Origin of the sequence: Paenibacillus sp. FSL H3-0286, from assembly GCF_045040705.1 — a bacterium.
GTDB lineage: Bacteria > Bacillota > Bacilli > Paenibacillales > Paenibacillaceae > Paenibacillus_AQ > Paenibacillus_AQ odorifer.
This window is the reverse complement of the sequence record NZ_CP150285.1, coordinates 4918598-4933571: the sequence shown is the minus strand read 5'-3', so window position 1 is coordinate 4933571 and position 14974 is coordinate 4918598. Positions and strand designations below refer to the sequence as shown.

The 14974-nt window shown below is 38.4% G+C and carries 13 protein-coding genes; 5 read left to right on the top strand and 8 right to left on the bottom strand.

Annotated elements, in window-relative coordinates:
* The first annotated feature begins 88 nt into the window (after window positions 1-88).
* Window positions 89-3556: a collagen binding domain-containing protein gene (locus MHB37_RS22280; RefSeq protein WP_405168551.1), complete on the top strand. Its 3468-nt coding sequence runs from the start codon at window positions 89-91 to the stop codon at window positions 3554-3556.
* A gap of 86 nt (window positions 3557-3642) precedes the next feature.
* Here the strand turns inward: MHB37_RS22280 and MHB37_RS22275 are convergent, their stop codons facing one another.
* The 4 genes from MHB37_RS22275 to MHB37_RS22260 all read right to left on the bottom strand — a co-directional run bounded on the left by MHB37_RS22275 (window position 3643) and on the right by MHB37_RS22260 (window position 8484).
* A complete protein-coding gene (locus MHB37_RS22275; protein WP_405168550.1) occupies window positions 3643-5151 on the bottom strand; it encodes a stalk domain-containing protein in 1509 nt (502 codons plus the stop codon).
* 14 nt (window positions 5152-5165) lie between these two features.
* Window positions 5166-6545 carry an MBOAT family O-acyltransferase gene (locus MHB37_RS22270; RefSeq protein ID WP_405168549.1) on the bottom strand — a complete coding sequence of 460 codons (1380 nt, stop codon included), beginning with the start codon at window positions 6543-6545 and terminating at the stop codon, window positions 5166-5168.
* A 128-nt stretch (window positions 6546-6673) separates the two neighbouring features.
* Window positions 6674-7777, bottom strand: coding sequence for a sensor histidine kinase (locus MHB37_RS22265; RefSeq protein WP_405168548.1), 1104 nt, complete (start codon window positions 7775-7777; stop codon window positions 6674-6676).
* Window positions 7774-8484, bottom strand: coding sequence for a response regulator transcription factor (locus MHB37_RS22260; protein ID WP_076302771.1), 711 nt, complete (start codon window positions 8482-8484; stop codon window positions 7774-7776). Before MHB37_RS22260 ends, MHB37_RS22265 begins: the two co-directional genes overlap by 4 nt.
* Before the next feature lie 417 nt (window positions 8485-8901).
* Here MHB37_RS22260 and mscL point away from each other — a divergent pair, with 417 nt between their 5' ends.
* Window positions 8902-9297: a large-conductance mechanosensitive channel protein MscL gene (gene mscL / locus MHB37_RS22255; RefSeq protein ID WP_076127447.1), complete on the top strand. Its 396-nt coding sequence runs from the start codon at window positions 8902-8904 to the stop codon at window positions 9295-9297.
* A 311-nt stretch (window positions 9298-9608) separates the two neighbouring features.
* On the opposite strand, the gene MHB37_RS22250 is transcribed toward mscL, so the two are convergent.
* Window positions 9609-10733 carry a tyrosine-type recombinase/integrase gene (locus MHB37_RS22250; RefSeq protein ID WP_405168547.1) on the bottom strand — a complete coding sequence of 375 codons (1125 nt, stop codon included), beginning with the start codon at window positions 10731-10733 and terminating at the stop codon, window positions 9609-9611.
* Window positions 10734-10901: 168 nt separating this feature from the next.
* Here MHB37_RS22250 and MHB37_RS22245 point away from each other — a divergent pair, with 168 nt between their 5' ends.
* Window positions 10902-11090: a hypothetical protein gene (locus MHB37_RS22245; protein WP_405168546.1), complete on the top strand. Its 189-nt coding sequence runs from the start codon at window positions 10902-10904 to the stop codon at window positions 11088-11090.
* 38 nt (window positions 11091-11128) lie between these two features.
* Window positions 11129-11512, top strand: coding sequence for a hypothetical protein (locus tag MHB37_RS22240; protein WP_405168545.1), 384 nt, complete (start codon window positions 11129-11131; stop codon window positions 11510-11512).
* 18 nt (window positions 11513-11530) lie between these two features.
* Here the strand turns inward: MHB37_RS22240 and MHB37_RS22235 are convergent, their stop codons facing one another.
* Entirely contained in the window at window positions 11531-12268 is a 738-nt protein-coding gene (locus tag MHB37_RS22235; RefSeq protein ID WP_405168544.1) for a helix-turn-helix domain-containing protein, read from the bottom strand.
* Window positions 12269-12675: 407 nt separating this feature from the next.
* On the opposite strand from MHB37_RS22235, the gene MHB37_RS22230 reads away from it, so the two are divergent.
* The gene (locus tag MHB37_RS22230; RefSeq protein WP_405168543.1) at window positions 12676-13275 is read left to right on the top strand and encodes a hypothetical protein; all 600 of its coding nucleotides are present in this window, start codon (window positions 12676-12678) and stop codon (window positions 13273-13275) included.
* A gap of 141 nt (window positions 13276-13416) precedes the next feature.
* Here the strand turns inward: MHB37_RS22230 and MHB37_RS22225 are convergent, their stop codons facing one another.
* Window positions 13417-13938 carry a helix-turn-helix domain-containing protein gene (locus MHB37_RS22225; protein WP_405168542.1) on the bottom strand — a complete coding sequence of 174 codons (522 nt, stop codon included), beginning with the start codon at window positions 13936-13938 and terminating at the stop codon, window positions 13417-13419.
* A gap of 179 nt (window positions 13939-14117) precedes the next feature.
* Window positions 14118-14702 carry a hypothetical protein gene (locus MHB37_RS22220; RefSeq protein WP_405168541.1) on the bottom strand — a complete coding sequence of 195 codons (585 nt, stop codon included), beginning with the start codon at window positions 14700-14702 and terminating at the stop codon, window positions 14118-14120.
* Between the last annotated feature and the right edge of the window lie 272 nt (window positions 14703-14974).

Here is a 14974-nt window from a genome sequence, read left to right as displayed (position 1 = left end):
GGGGCGTAGGGCGCGGAATTACATATGAAGCTTTTGAACATGCAGGGGTGGAAAACAATTAGAACAAGAAAATGGAGGCAACAGGAACATGTTTAAGAAAAAAATAAGTGTAATGGTCATTATTTTGATGCTTGTGGCCCAATATGCCTATGGCATCGGATTTGCTCCGCAAGTAAAAGCGGCTGCGATTGATGACGAAAGAAATATCATCACCAGTGTTTCAATGGCTGTTTACGGGCCAGATGGAATCACGGTCACGAACAGCGTATACGAACGAGATGCTAATGTTACCTTGGATTATAATTGGTCTCTTCCTAAAAATCATAATTACAAGCAAGGTGACACTTTTACTTTTCAGCTTCCAGAACAGTTCCAGCTATTTAATGATTTTAACGGACCCTTGGTCTCTGAAGATGGAGATGTAGGGAGCTTTGAAGTGAGGCAAATTTCACATGAAGTGATAATGACTTTTAATGACTACATAGAAACACATGATGACGTACAGGGAACGCTGCGGTTAAATACTAAATTCGATAAACAGAAAATCTCGGGCAGTACTATTCAGAATATTTTATTTCCCGTGAGCGGCGGTATTCAGACAGTGACAGTTAATTTTAAACCAAGTGTTGGATCGACTATAGAGAAGAGAGGTATTTCCGAAGGTTTCAATGCGAACCAAATATTTTGGACTGTTGATGTCAATAAGTCTTTGGAAGCCGTGGGGAATGCCATTGTGACGGACCCCATCCCTTCAGGCTTATCATTAAATACTCCAGTCACTGTGAGCGTGTATCAACTGAGCATTCAATTGGATGGTTCAGTAACGGAAGGAGCATTGCTCGATACAAGCAAATACTCTGCAGAGCTCTCCGGAGGGGCACTGATTGTCCGTTTTACGGAGCCTGTGATTAAAGAGGCTTACCGTATTGTATATTCCACTGGGATTACTAATGACCATCAGCTAAGCTTCACCAATACTGCAACTTTTTCAGGAGATGGGCAAGAGCCTGCCAGCTCCTCTGCCACAGTGAATGTAGAACGTGGAGGAAGCTTGAAAAAGTATTCCACAAGCTATGATGGGGGCAAGCAGATCATTTCCTGGGCAATTGAATATAACTACAATGAAAAGAACATCCCGCAAGGAAACGCTGTGTTAACAGATTTGTTCGATGATTCTCAAGAACTGGTAGCCGATTCGCTAAAAGTATATGCTGTGCAGCTGGATTCTTCCGGTGGTGCAACGTTAGGCAAGGTTTTGACAAAGGATGTTGACTACACGGTTGTTTCCACGTCAGACGTTCATAAGTCTGGGTTTGTATTGCAATTTGCACACGATGTTACTTCACCATATCGAATCGAATATAAGACAAAAGCGATAAAACGCGTGTTTGAGGATGCCACCATAACTAATACAGTATCTGATAGTACGTATAGTGATCAGGCTACCCGATTAATCCGGTCTTCCATTCTTTATAAGACTTTATCAACCGTAGATTATCAGAATAAAACATTAGGCTGGAAGGTCACATTGAATAGTGATAATTACCCGATGAGCCATGTTACAGTTACCGAATCCTTCCCATTTGGCGGCCTAAAGTTTATTCCAGAATCACTGGTGATTAGAAATCTGAATGGGAATGTTTTAAATCCAAATAACTATGATCTAGTGTACAACTCACCTGTCGAGCCTAATAAAGGCTTCAAGGTAGTGTTTAATTCACCGATATCTGGTCTTTATACGATTAGCTATACTACAGAATTTAACAAGGATTGGATTTGGGCTAAAACTGAAAATTTCAATAACAAAGTTCGGTTAGACTGGATGGACACTACTGAAGCCTTACGCACGATAGAAGCAGAAGGGTTATTCATTCCTAGACCTGAGGCGAAAAGCAATGGATTTAAAGCGGGAGCCTACGATGCTTCAACTAAAAAAATTACTTGGACGATAGGCGCCAATTATAACGGCAAAACCCTCGAAGCTCCGGCGCTTGTTGATATTTTAAAATCAGGCCAGACCTTGGTTCCTGGTTCACTAAAAGTTTACACTATGAATATTGCAAAGAATGGTGACCCTACCAAGGGTACAGAAGTGAATCCTAATAAATATAGCTATAGCGTAAATAGCGATAATGAATTAAACGTTATTTTTACAGATAAGATTAACTCCGCTTTCTACATTGAATTTAATACAAGTCTTGAAGGGCAAATAATAGGCACTACTGTTGATAATAAAGCTAATCTCTATGATGGAGCAAAAGTGGTTTCCAAAGATTTGACCGCCTCCGTAAAAATTCCTTTTGGAGAGGATTATGTGCTGAAGGACGGTACACAAAACGGGGATAAAATTGACTGGAGCCTGCAAATTAACCGGGGGCAGTCCACAATAAAGGATGCATTAATCAAAGATACTCCTAGTGCTAATCAAATTTTGCTGCAGAATTCATTCCATCTGTATCCTACGGCTGTAGCTGTGAACGGAGATATCACGAAAAGCGGTCCTGAACTGATTCAGGGTATTGATTATAGCGTTGTTATCACAACGGATGCCGATGGAAAACAATCTTTTGAGTTAAGCTTTGCCTATGAAATCAGCAGGGCTTACATTCTCGAATATCAATCCCTGATTGTGGCTAACACTGGAGACAAAGTAATAAATACTGTACATTTCAGTGGTTTTAACGGCAGCGAAATAAGTAAAGAAACCTCTAAAGAAATTATTGTCGGGGTCTCCAACGGTTCTGGCACAGGCAGCGGGGGAAGAGGCACTCTCAATATTAAGAAGTTAGATGCTGAAGATAATTTAAAGGCGCTTGGTGATGCGACTTTTGCATTGTATCGACTAAATGGCACGGAACGTGTACTGATTAACAGTCTAACTACAGATGCAGAGGGTACAGCTACATTTAATAAAATATGGCTGGGTAACTATGTATTGGTGGAGACAGCAGCTCCAAATGGTTACGTGCTCGATACATCCGAGCATCCAGTGGAGATTCGTTCCTCGTCAGCGATTCAACTGGTGATTACGAATCAAAAAGCAGTGGAGCCCACGCCTACGGTAACGCCAGAACCAACCGGTGCTCCAACAACAACACCAGAACCAATCGTAACACCTGCACCATCAACAACGCCAGCACCGACGGTTTCTCCATCACCAGAAGCGACTGCTGCACCTACACCCATCCCTACAAGCAGCACATCTGGAGGTTCGGTGGTACCCACGTCTACAAGCTCGCCCGTACCCGAAGTAATTATTAATGATCCAGCTGTTCCTGCTGGTCCTGGAAATGCGGCCGATCCAGGATCCCTGACATCAACCGATGAGGGAACTCCTGAGCAAGAGATTACCGAAGAAGAAATTCCATTAGGAGAAGTTGATATCGACGATGAAGAAGTACCAAAAGGTACGGTGAACAATAGCACTTCGGGTGCTCCTCAGCTGCCGAAGACAGGTGAGAACAGTCCTTTGCCTCTGTATCTGTCGGGAATAGGGTTGATAACCATAGGATTTGTTATGAACCGAGTATTTAGACGTAGAGGTAAGACAGAGTGATCGGAGATTAGTGTGATTTAAGATTTTTTTGCAAAAGCACCCAGCATGATAAATGCCGGGTGCTTTTATGCTTTTTTTTGAAAATTTTATGGCTGATTCTTAAGTGTACCGGCGTTATCTGAGGTGCTTAGGTTATACCGCAGCCATTCGCCTTCCTTTTCACTTGAGACATTCCAGCCGAGCTGTTCCGCAACAAAGGCTAGCGGGACCAAAACTTTTCCTCCTGCCAGTAGCGGCGCAGCATCAATGGTGAGAGCTTTCCCGTTCACGAGTGCTTTGACACTGCCCACTGTCATAGTAACGGTGTTCTCGGCGGAAGTAAGCGATACAGTTTTAGTGGCCGCATCCCACGTTATGGATGCACCCAGGGCTGTCCCGATATCTTTGGCGGGCAGCCATAATTCTTTATTTCCTTGCACTAAACGGATGTTAAGTGCTAGTGGTAATCCATTTACTTGTACACTGCTGCGATAAACTTTTCCGTTATTATCCATAACGGCGCTTTCCGCCTGTGATTCCAGCGAGCTATTAAGCGCCTTTATGTTGCTGGAAGTTACCCGATATTTGGAATTGTCCTGTCCGATAGCTTCTGCTATCCACGTGTTAACCTCACCATTATGATGGCTTAAATCCTTATAGAGGTCTAGATTGAATGTCCAATCCGCTTCGGCTTGGAAATCGTATAGCTTCACATTTGGAAACTGTTCAAATTGCTCGAATATCCATTGCCGCATGAAAAGCTGATTGTTAAAGCGAACGGGATTGCTGGCAGACCAAGCGACCTGACGCATAACGCTGTAGGGTGGGTAGTAGAAATAAAACTGGACATCGGGATATTCCTCCAGCAGAGGACGGATATACGTATTAAAATAGCCCTTTACTTGCTCAATGCTTTCCTCGTTAGTACCGTAATCCAGCTCCTTGTCACAAGCCATTAGGTAAGATTCTGCAACGTATTGCTTGCCAAACACTACTTTGTTATCCCAGTTGTATAAATATTCCAAATTCTGTTTAGCTTCACCACTCAGGTTGTTTTTGATGCTGCTTATAAATTGTTTATATACAGATGAATTGAACCAGTATTTGTAGTCGGTCCATAGTTTGCCGTCATATAGATAGTCAGGGAAATCTTCCTCATCTTCGGCTGTGGCGAGTTTCAAAGAGAAATAATCGAAACCCCAGAGCACTTGTTTTACTTTGCCTGTCTCCAAGGCAAGTTTGGCAATTTTATAATGCTCATCGACTGTGGATCCTTCCATAGATAACTTTAAGGTTGTCCCACCTAAGCTGGCATCTACTTGAGAGGGAAGAAAGTTCTCTGTCATAGACGTGCCGATGATAATATTGTCGTAGTCGTAATTTTTAGCTAAACCCGGATTCTGATAACGTTCTTCTTCTGACAAGAGTGGGGTATACCACGATGGACGGTGATAGAATTGTAATGGGTCGATAAAAGCAGTAATCAGCGCCGTTAGAAGCGCTAACAAGCTAAAACAAAGCAGGAAATAACCTATGAAACGTTTCGATTTAGTATGAATCCCGGGGGATTTACGTGGGTTGTTATTATTCTGAAGCCGTGATGCAAGCATCATCATTCCTCCTTACAGTTCTAGAAGTTAAAGTATAAAAAGGTTGTAATTCGGTTGAAGAATAACAGCGAGAACAAAATGATAAATGCCATCACAAATGCTGTTTTCCAGCTATACTGAAAATTACGTTTGTTCAACAGATGAAGGGGATTCCAGAGAATGATCGTCATTAAGATGAGAATCAGGATGATTGCCCATTTAAGCGATCCAATAGATTGCATAGATACCCCGTTAAGTCCACTCATCCCTTTCAACAAACGAAATGCCTGCGATATATGTTCTGCACGGAAAAATACCCATGTGATGTTCACAAATATGAAAGTCAGCAACCATGATAACCATTTGGGAAGGGAGAAGCCCCAGCGTCCCCAACATTTCTCTACAGCTTGTCCTACTCCATGCAAGAGCCCCCACAGGATGAACAGCCAACCCGCACCGTGCCAGAAACCACCGAGCAGAAAAGTAATAATGACATTTCGGATCGAAATCCAGAAGCTTTTCCGGTTGCCGCCAAGTGGAATGTAGATATAATCTCTAAGAAAATGGCTGAGCGTAATATGCCAGCGTCTCCAGAAATCGCGGATGCTTACGGCTCGGTAGGGTTCATTGAAATTTTGCGGCAGATGGATGTTGAACAGCAGTGCTATTCCAATCGCCATATCGGTATAGCCGCTGAAATCATAGTAGATTTGTAAGGTATAGAAAAGGATAGCCACCCATGAATCTACAAAATATGTTGCAGCTGCAAAACCGTTATCAGCATAACCAGCTAGGGTATCCGCTAGGATGACTTTTTTTCCTAATCCGATGCTGAAGAAGAGGGTCCCCTTCCGTATGTTGTTCCAATTCCAAACCTTATTTCGCAGTTTATCGAATTGGGGCATCATATCCTTGTGATGAAGGATGGGACCGGAGATCAGATGCGGGAAAAAAGTCACAAATAGCGTGTAATTCAAAAGATTGTACTCACGCGCTTGGTTCCGGTAAACATCAACGAGGTAGGCGATTTGTGTAAAGGTAAAGAAACTTATGCCTAAAGGCAATATAAGATGGTGCAGAGAAAGGTTGCTTGCGGTTACCTCATTCCAATTTTCTATAAAAAAATCCGTGTATTTGTAATAGCTGAGTAATAGAATATTTGTGCTTAAGCTAAAGATTAGCAGCGGCCGGCGAAGCTTAGCTGTTGTGGAATGAATGAAATGGCCCATAACATAGTTAAATAAGATGGATAACAAGATTAGAGGGACATATTTTATGTTCCAATACCCGTAAAAAACTAAAGAGGCGAGGGTAAGCCATACCTTAGCACAGAGTGTGAGACGAAGACGATTCAGAATAAAATATCCGGTCAGCACGATAGGCAGAAAACCAAACATAAAGGGATACGAATTAAATAGCATAACAACAATCCTCACTTATAGCAGATTTGGTATGAAATCACTATAAGCCAGAGATCTTAAGGCTTTATGTTATGAAATCTTATCATTTTCTTAATGGATGAGATTGTACAAAAAAATCCCTGCAAGCATCATTCGCTCACAGGGAAAGAGGTTTCAAATTCAGTTTGTTTGCGTGTGCTTTTGGCTGTAATGGTTCCGCCGTGAAGCTCTGCAATACTCTTGGCTATGGCGAGCCCTAAGCCACTTCCGCCTGTCTCTCGGGAGCGGGATTTATCGACACGATAAAAGCGTTTAAATAAGTGGGGGAGGTCGGATGCAGGGATAGGAGTACCGTAATTCGTACACAGAGCAACTATTCTATCGTCTTTTCTAACAACAGAAATGTCTAGAATTTTTCCTTCCTTACCGTATCTTATGGCATTGGTAAATAGGTTCTCATACAATCGCACCAGCTCGTCCGCATCTCCGTTGATAATCAGAGGAGCTGTATCCGTATGAATGCGGTAGCTCATATCTGCTTGTTCCAGCACGGGTGCAAATTCCTCAATCAGCTGTTCGAGCAGCTTCCCGAGATCTACAGGCTCAATATTTAGCGGTAATCCGCTGCTGCTGACGCGAGTGTATTCAAATAAATCATCGATTAGCTTTTTAAGAGTCAGAGATTTCTCATAGGCAATATTCACATAATAACGCAGCTCAACCTCATTTTTATAACGATCCTTCTCCACATATTCAAGGAATCCGAGAACAGAGGTTAGTGGGGTTCGGAGGTCATGGGACACACCTGTGATTAGGTCGTTTTTGGCTTTTGCAGCGGCTCGTTCTTCCTCTATAGCAGATTTTAGCTTGCCAGCCATAGTGTTCATATTTTCTGCGAGCTTTCCGAGTTCATCCGTACCTGTTACCGGCATCGTGAAAGATAAATTGCCATCCGCAATGGCCTGAACTCCGCTCGTAATGTTATGAAGATTCTTAGTTGTATTTCTGGACAGTTTTAGGATGAAAAAAATAAATAAAGGAATCCCTATAAGAATCACAACTGGCGTTGATCCAATGGTATTGATCACCCAGAGAATGAGTCTGACTCCCCAAAAGGAGCGTGAAGGATTTAACCACAGCAATAGTGAAGTGCCGTAATAGCCGCCCATTAAGATTAAAGCGGTGAGTGCTAGGCTCGTTAAGCTGAAGCCAACTATTTTCCAGGATAGGGTATCGAATCGTTTAAAGTTCAACTAGAAGGACCTCCTTTTTCCAGTTTGTAGCCAACGCCCCATACCGTTTTTAAGTATTGTGGTTTACGCGGATTTTCTTCTATTTTTTCTCTGATTTTACGAATATGCACCATAAGTGTATTGTTGCTTTCCAGGAATTGTTCTTTCCATACTTTGGCGTAGATCTGCTCCATGCTTAGGACTTGTCCCTTATTACGGGCGAGCAGCTCTAGAATCGCAAATTCTCGCGGGGTAAGCTTAACTGGGTGATCATCCACACTTACTTCATGCGTAACCGAATTAATAACCAGGCCATCAATGATGATTTCATCCTGTTTGGCGTTTAGATCTGCCATGTAATTTCGAGTTCTGCGCAGCTGGGATTTAACACGGGCAACTAACTCCAGCGGACTAAAAGGTTTCGTAACATAATCATCTGCACCTACGCTTAGTCCGGTGATTTTATCAAGTTCCTGCCCTTTAGCAGATAACATGATGATCGGAAATTTTTGCGTTTCACGAATTTTAATACAAGCCTCAATGCCGTCCATATTAGGCATCATGATATCAAGAACCATGAGGTCTATAGTCTCTCTATTGATAATTTCGAGTGCTTCCAGCCCGTCTCTGGCAGTTAACAGCCGGTAACCCTCGTTCTCCAGATAGATCTGCATTAGTTTAATAATCTCGGCTTCGTCGTCCACCAATAGCAGCGTTGCGTTGTGCATTTCTCAGCGTCCTTTCTTGCTTGTAAAGCGCAATTCTTGCTATAAGAAGTATACAACATTTTCTTGTTTGGAAGCCTCATTTGAAGACCAGTGAAGGCAAAGGTACTGTATAGCAGCTAATAAATTAGTGGAATAAAAGACCAAATCCCCCACAGCATTATGCCAGTTTGGTTTTTCCTTTTAGTTTGCTCTGATCGCTGTACCTCAATCCATGTGTTGATCTGTAGATAATACATTCTCAGCCATGGCTCTATCATGTAAGAAATAATTCTTAAACTTTATTTAACAGGAAACTTCTTAACAGCGGTGGCAGATAAAAGTAAAGGGAAACTTAATAGTTTCTTAACAAGTCTTAAGAAATAGGAAGCTACTATGCTATAATAATTTCAAATTATATATGTGGGGGTTATTTGGTATATGTGGAAAGAATTTAAAGCTTTTGCCTTAAAAGGAAATGTTCTTGATTTAGCGGTTGCGGTCATTATTGGAGCTGCATTCGGAAAGATTGTAACTTCATTAGTAAATGACATTATTATGCCAATTGCAGGTTTGCTTACGGGTGGTATAGATTTAAAGGACCGGGTGCTTGAAGTCACTACGGACCTGAAAATACCTTACGGACTATTTTTACAATCGGTTGTTGATTTCTTTATTATTTCCTTCTCTATCTTTCTGGTGATTAAGCTCGCCAATAAATTTCAGCGCAAAGAAGCCGTTAAAGTTGAAGTGGTAGAGACTCCAGCACCTGCAGAGGATATCGTGCTGCTTACGGAAATTCGTGATCTTTTGAAACAACAAGAACGTGGTTTGTAATCCTGAAATATAACCAAGAAGCGCCAGGAGTCCTTGTCCTGGCGCTTCTTGGTTTCCTTTTATAAACTCAGTACAATCTATAATCTAGTTACAAATTTTAAGTAAATATAATAAACGCACTTGCATTTCGCTGGTGTAAGTGATAATTTTGTTAGTAAGGAAAACTTGAATCTCAATTAAATAAAGGATCAATCCTTCAGGGCAGGAAGGCATTACATAAAAAACAGGAGCCATTAACCCATATAGAACAAGGGATGTTGGCTCCTGTTTTTAAAATATTATAAAAAAAGTAGGAAAACGGTAGGTTTTATTTATTCTTTTTCTGGTGAATATTCGTTCGTTTGACTCAATAAGTTTTCCATTGCTATTGCTGCATCTTCTTGCATGTTGGGCATCATATGACTATACATATCTAATGTTACTTTTATAGACGAGTGTCCCAACATTTCTTGTACAACTTTAGGGTGTACACCAGCACTAAACATAAGAGAAGCACACGTATGTCTTAAATCATGGAATCTGATTTTTCTTACGCCTGTTGCCTCAAGTTTTCTTGTCCAAAACTTATGGAAATTACTGGTACTAATTTGTTTTCCAAATTCATCACAAATTACATAATCATTATCAATATAGTTTTCATTATATTTATTCTTTTCCTCTAATACTTGCTTAAAATGATCAGTTAATGCCTTTATGACATATTTAGATATTGTTATCGATCTTTCTCCAGCATCGGTTTTTGCTTTTGCAATTCTGATTTGTCGTGTCTTAAAGTTAATATCTTTCCATTTGAGTGCAAGTATTTCCCCTCGACGCATCCCCGTATATATAGCTAGGATAAAAAGGATTTTTAGTCTGTGTTTTAAATTATTTAAAAAGCTGTTAACTTCCTCTACAGACCAATAGTCGTACTTTGGTTTACTTGCTTTGGGTTTAGATCCCTTATCTAGTTTATCTATAGGATTTCGCATTATAAGTTCTCGCTTTACAGCAGCTCTTAGTGAAGTTTGTACGAGATTGAAGACTTTTCTTATTGTACCGTCAGCAAGGCTATTGCCGTTTGGAAGAACTTTTTTCTGCATTTCTTGAATTAAATATTCAATATCTTCATAGGTCAATTTCTGTAAGGGAATATGTCCAAGGGCGGGGATAATATGATTTCTTATATGTCCCATGTTAGTATGACGGGTTTTTAATCCTATATCTTTTTTGTTTTTTAACCACTCCGTTATGTAATCCCCAAAACTTATTGATGATGGATTAATGTGGTTTCCTTTTTCCCATTCTGTACGCGCAAGTGCTTCAGCGATTTTACACTCCGTCTTTTTTGTAAATCCACTTTCTTTTATTGTTTTGCGCTTTCCTTTTGTATCTTTAACTTCAAAAGCAAACTTATAATGTAATTTTCCTTTTTTTATATATTCATAAATTGGCATAAAGGTAACTCCTTCCTTTTTAATTATTATATATTTATCAATGAAAAATAGTCAAGTTAAATATATTTATTAATAAAAAGCGAATGTGTTCTTGTATTACATTAATGCTTTGATTAATATTTTATGGTATGATTTTCCTATAAATCTCTGAAGGAGAAAAGATCCTATATGAAAAGACAAAAATCAAACCTCATCACAGGCGCTCTAGTAGTCCTATTTTTAGCTTATACTGGTTACACATTCAAATACAACAGTGCAGACTTTAGTGGCTTCACGGACGCTCTCACAACTTCTGTGAAGGGGATAGGGGATATTGTTTCACAACTCATGCCCGATTTCAGCAAAATGAACTGGTAGTAATTATTAATTCATATAGCTAGGAGTTGTAAAAGAAGATGAAACGAATTACCTGTTACCATGATGGAAGAGTTATCATATGGAATGTAAAAGAAGTAGAAGGAATTGGCCCAATGCAACCTTTTGAAACTACGGTCAATGTTATGAACGTGGGGGAAGGGAATGCATTAATCTTCTTTTTTAGCATTGAGGTAGAAGGAGAGGTAGAACCTAGAGAATTCACGGTTAATTTTAGTAAGATATATAATAATAAATCAATAACCGCAATTGCGAATGGAGGCACTATTTATTTTAGTTCTTTAGATGTGCCTAGGTTGGAGGACATGATTGATGCAGAACTTCAGCTTTACATGATCAAGGGTGGAGCCGCGTGTTTGTTGCCGAATGAGATAATACAAGACGCACTAAAAATATTTATGTGAAGACTTTAAGAAGCGACCTTATGAATTAGGGTCGCTTTTATATTTTTCTTTGACTATATCCTCAAGTTTTTTCACCATTTCAAGCATTTTTTCTTCCTCGTTTTGTGTATCACTCTTTATAACAAAGTCCTTACCTTTTAAAATCCAGTCAGTAGAAACATTAAACAAGTCTGAAAGTGCAATAATAAATCTTAGTGGAGGATCTGCTTCATCATTTTCGTATGCGTCAATTTGTTCAATAGTAAAGGATTCACGTTGGAGTGAATGCGAATTATAAAATGGTTTTAATAAATTCGTGAGATCAATTTGTGTGTAATTTTTGGTTTGACGTAATTCAATAATTCGATCTCCTAACGTTTCTTTTTCTAATTCTAATGATAACCTTACATTCCCGTGTTCATCAGTAATCTCACTAATCATTTGTCCAACTAGATCTGAAGTTTCAAGAAGAGAGTCAATGCCATAATCAGAATCAACATCACCCTCTAGCTCGGAAATTAAACCATTTCTGAAATTCGCTACTCCAGCTTTCATTGAGAGAATATTATAAGGAAAATCATAAGCAGCACTAAATTTTAACAATATTTCAGGTGTGATCATAATGGGTTTACCTGTTGATGAGTGAATTCCTTTTTCAAGCATTGAGATATAAGCAGCGCTAACACCGCTTTTTTCTGATGCTTGGCGCATAGTCCACCCTTTGGACTCACGTAATTCTTTTAATAATTCTCCGACTTGATTGTCGATTTTATTCATAGGTTATTTACTCCTGTAAACAATATTATGAGATTTGTTTACCACAGTTATTGACAATGGCATTTGAATATATTACATTGTTATTGTAAACGTGTTTACGAAAGTAATCAAGAAGATATGTAAATTTTATAAATCTTTATTTTTTAACAATGTCAAACCCAATACTTGTAATATTATCAATATGCCTATTATTAATAGGAGTTCATATAACAACAAAGATTACACTACAAATCTAACTTTGAACAAAATAATACATATTTCGACAATATTGAAGACATAAAACTACATTTCAACAATGTGGTGAAATGTAGAAAAATTAACCAAATTGGATAATACTAAATGGTATTGATAGTCATATTTTACTATATTAATAAAGCCAAATGACCTATTAAAAAGGAGCGATATATATGATCTATCTTAATAAAGCTATGTCCCAAGATTCAAATGCTATCAAATTGTTTGAAGGAATCATCCATCATAATCCTAATAGGGTGCTTCAAGATATTCCTCTAATAAAAACCTGCCAACTTCCTGAGATTACACTGTACTATGCTGCTGTTCCTAATGACCAACTTTCTGATAGCGGCACTCAGCTCAACAATGAATGCATATTCCAGACACTTGATGAAGCAGATGCTTCTGGCTTTAAATATCAAGTTGCATCATGGAACGATATTAATAATGCTGCTGACTATTACGATGAGTTTTACCCAGATCAGATAATTAGCACTCCACAAGGAAAATTTATCTGGACAGAGATTTTTGAGGAAGATAGGTACACCGAAGAAATCGAAATGACCAAGTGTGTTTACCGTCCGTATGGAGCACCTGTATCATTATGTGAAGAGATTGAAGATTATCTATCAAAGAATCATTGTTACAACGCTAATTTGTTAAATGTAGATAGTTGTTATATCGATGAAGTTGAGGTATTTAGTGCAACTATCTTCAGTGAGATTGATGGGATGTTTAGGATAAATTCACTTGGAGGATTTGAACATTTGTAGTTATTAAATTCTTCTAACAACGAAATATAAATAATAATACAGGTTGGTTGTAACTATCAAATGAATTGCCATTCTCTATAAAATCATATAATTAAAAAAGAGACGCATTAGTGAAAATGAAATCACTAGAATGCGTCTCTTTTATCGTCTACTTAGTCTGAGGTTAAACTCAAGTCGTTGCTCTAACGTTATGTCGTCAATAATATCTTCAGCAATCATTTCATTGCCAGGAACTTTTTTAAGTTGATCTATTAAATCATTTCTCAAACCGTCATGAATATTTAAGAAATATTTCAATAATTCTTCCTCAGAGTCAATCTGTCTTTGCAATATATCCTTGTAAACATCTTCTGATATCTTAGATTTTTCAGATCTGAATTTTTCTAATTCGTGTTTTGAAAGGTTGATTATTTTCAAGGTATCTTTAAATTCCTTGATCATTTGTTTAGAAGCTGAATCAATTTCAGTCACTCCAAGCAAGAAATCTGTACTTTCATTTAGAATATAAGGCAACTTAGATAAGTTTTCTAAATTGGGTTCACGTAGTCCATTCTCTATTTTTCCAAATCCTTGAGGTGACATACCAATATACTCAGCCAATTCTTTTTGAGAAAATCCCCTATTTTCTCTAGCCCACTTCAGTCTCCGTGAAAAAATATCCAAAACGACTCCTCCAATCGTTGACTTTTATCCTAAATGGATATATTATGAGGATGTTCTAAACTAAATGCTTATTAAATAGGATAAAAATCCCCAAATAGGATATTTGGATAATATCATATTCAGGGGTTCATAGCAAAATAATATTTAGTTGGTGAAAGGAGAGGTGAAATTATTAATTCTTAAGAAGTTCCATGTATTCTGAGAAGTCGAACAAATTCTTTTCCTTTTTCAGTTAGAAGAAATCTTCTATAGGGAGGAGCTTCATCTTTTCGTTCACTCAGAAAGTATATTTTTAATTGTCTTTCACATGAAAGTAGCAAATTTTCAGTTTTTGTATTTTCTTGATCGTATGCGGTTAATATTCCATTAATGAATAACTCCCGGTGCAAAACCAACAGCTTGGTGATGCTTGTTACTTCAAGTCCTTCAACATTGGTATTGAGAACAGCTTTACTTAAAATACCTCTTATCATTTCAAATTCTTCTCGGTTAATTAGATCACTATAAGTAACTGCGTTGTCTTTATAAAGGTCATTATAGTATTGAAAAATATCTTGAATTTGAAAGTATTTATTAATTCCTTTTGATTTTGCGATGCCGTTAAGAGCATCTAACAAATTTTCTAGGGTTTCTACTTCAATTCTCTTCGTATTTGCCTTCATAAGATCAGCAATTGTATTTGGTCTCACATCTGACAAAGCTGATAGTTTCGCCTGATTTATATCAATTAACTTCATAGCGTCCTCTAGGCTGAACATTAACATTACATTTCCTCCTTGTTTGAATCGGTAATCTTTAAATCGATTTTATCACAAGTATGTCCCGAATAAAAGAAAAATAACTCCGAAAAGAACAAAAATACTTGACTTGTTCTCTGACAGGAGTTACATTTTGGGTATAGAAGTTATTACATAAGAAAAAAATATTGAATTCAGGAGTTATGGATGTATGATTAGTTTTTGCAATCGTATCACTAAAGATGCCATAATGGGAAAATTTCAAAAAATCAATTAATAACCTCATCCCGATTTCATCC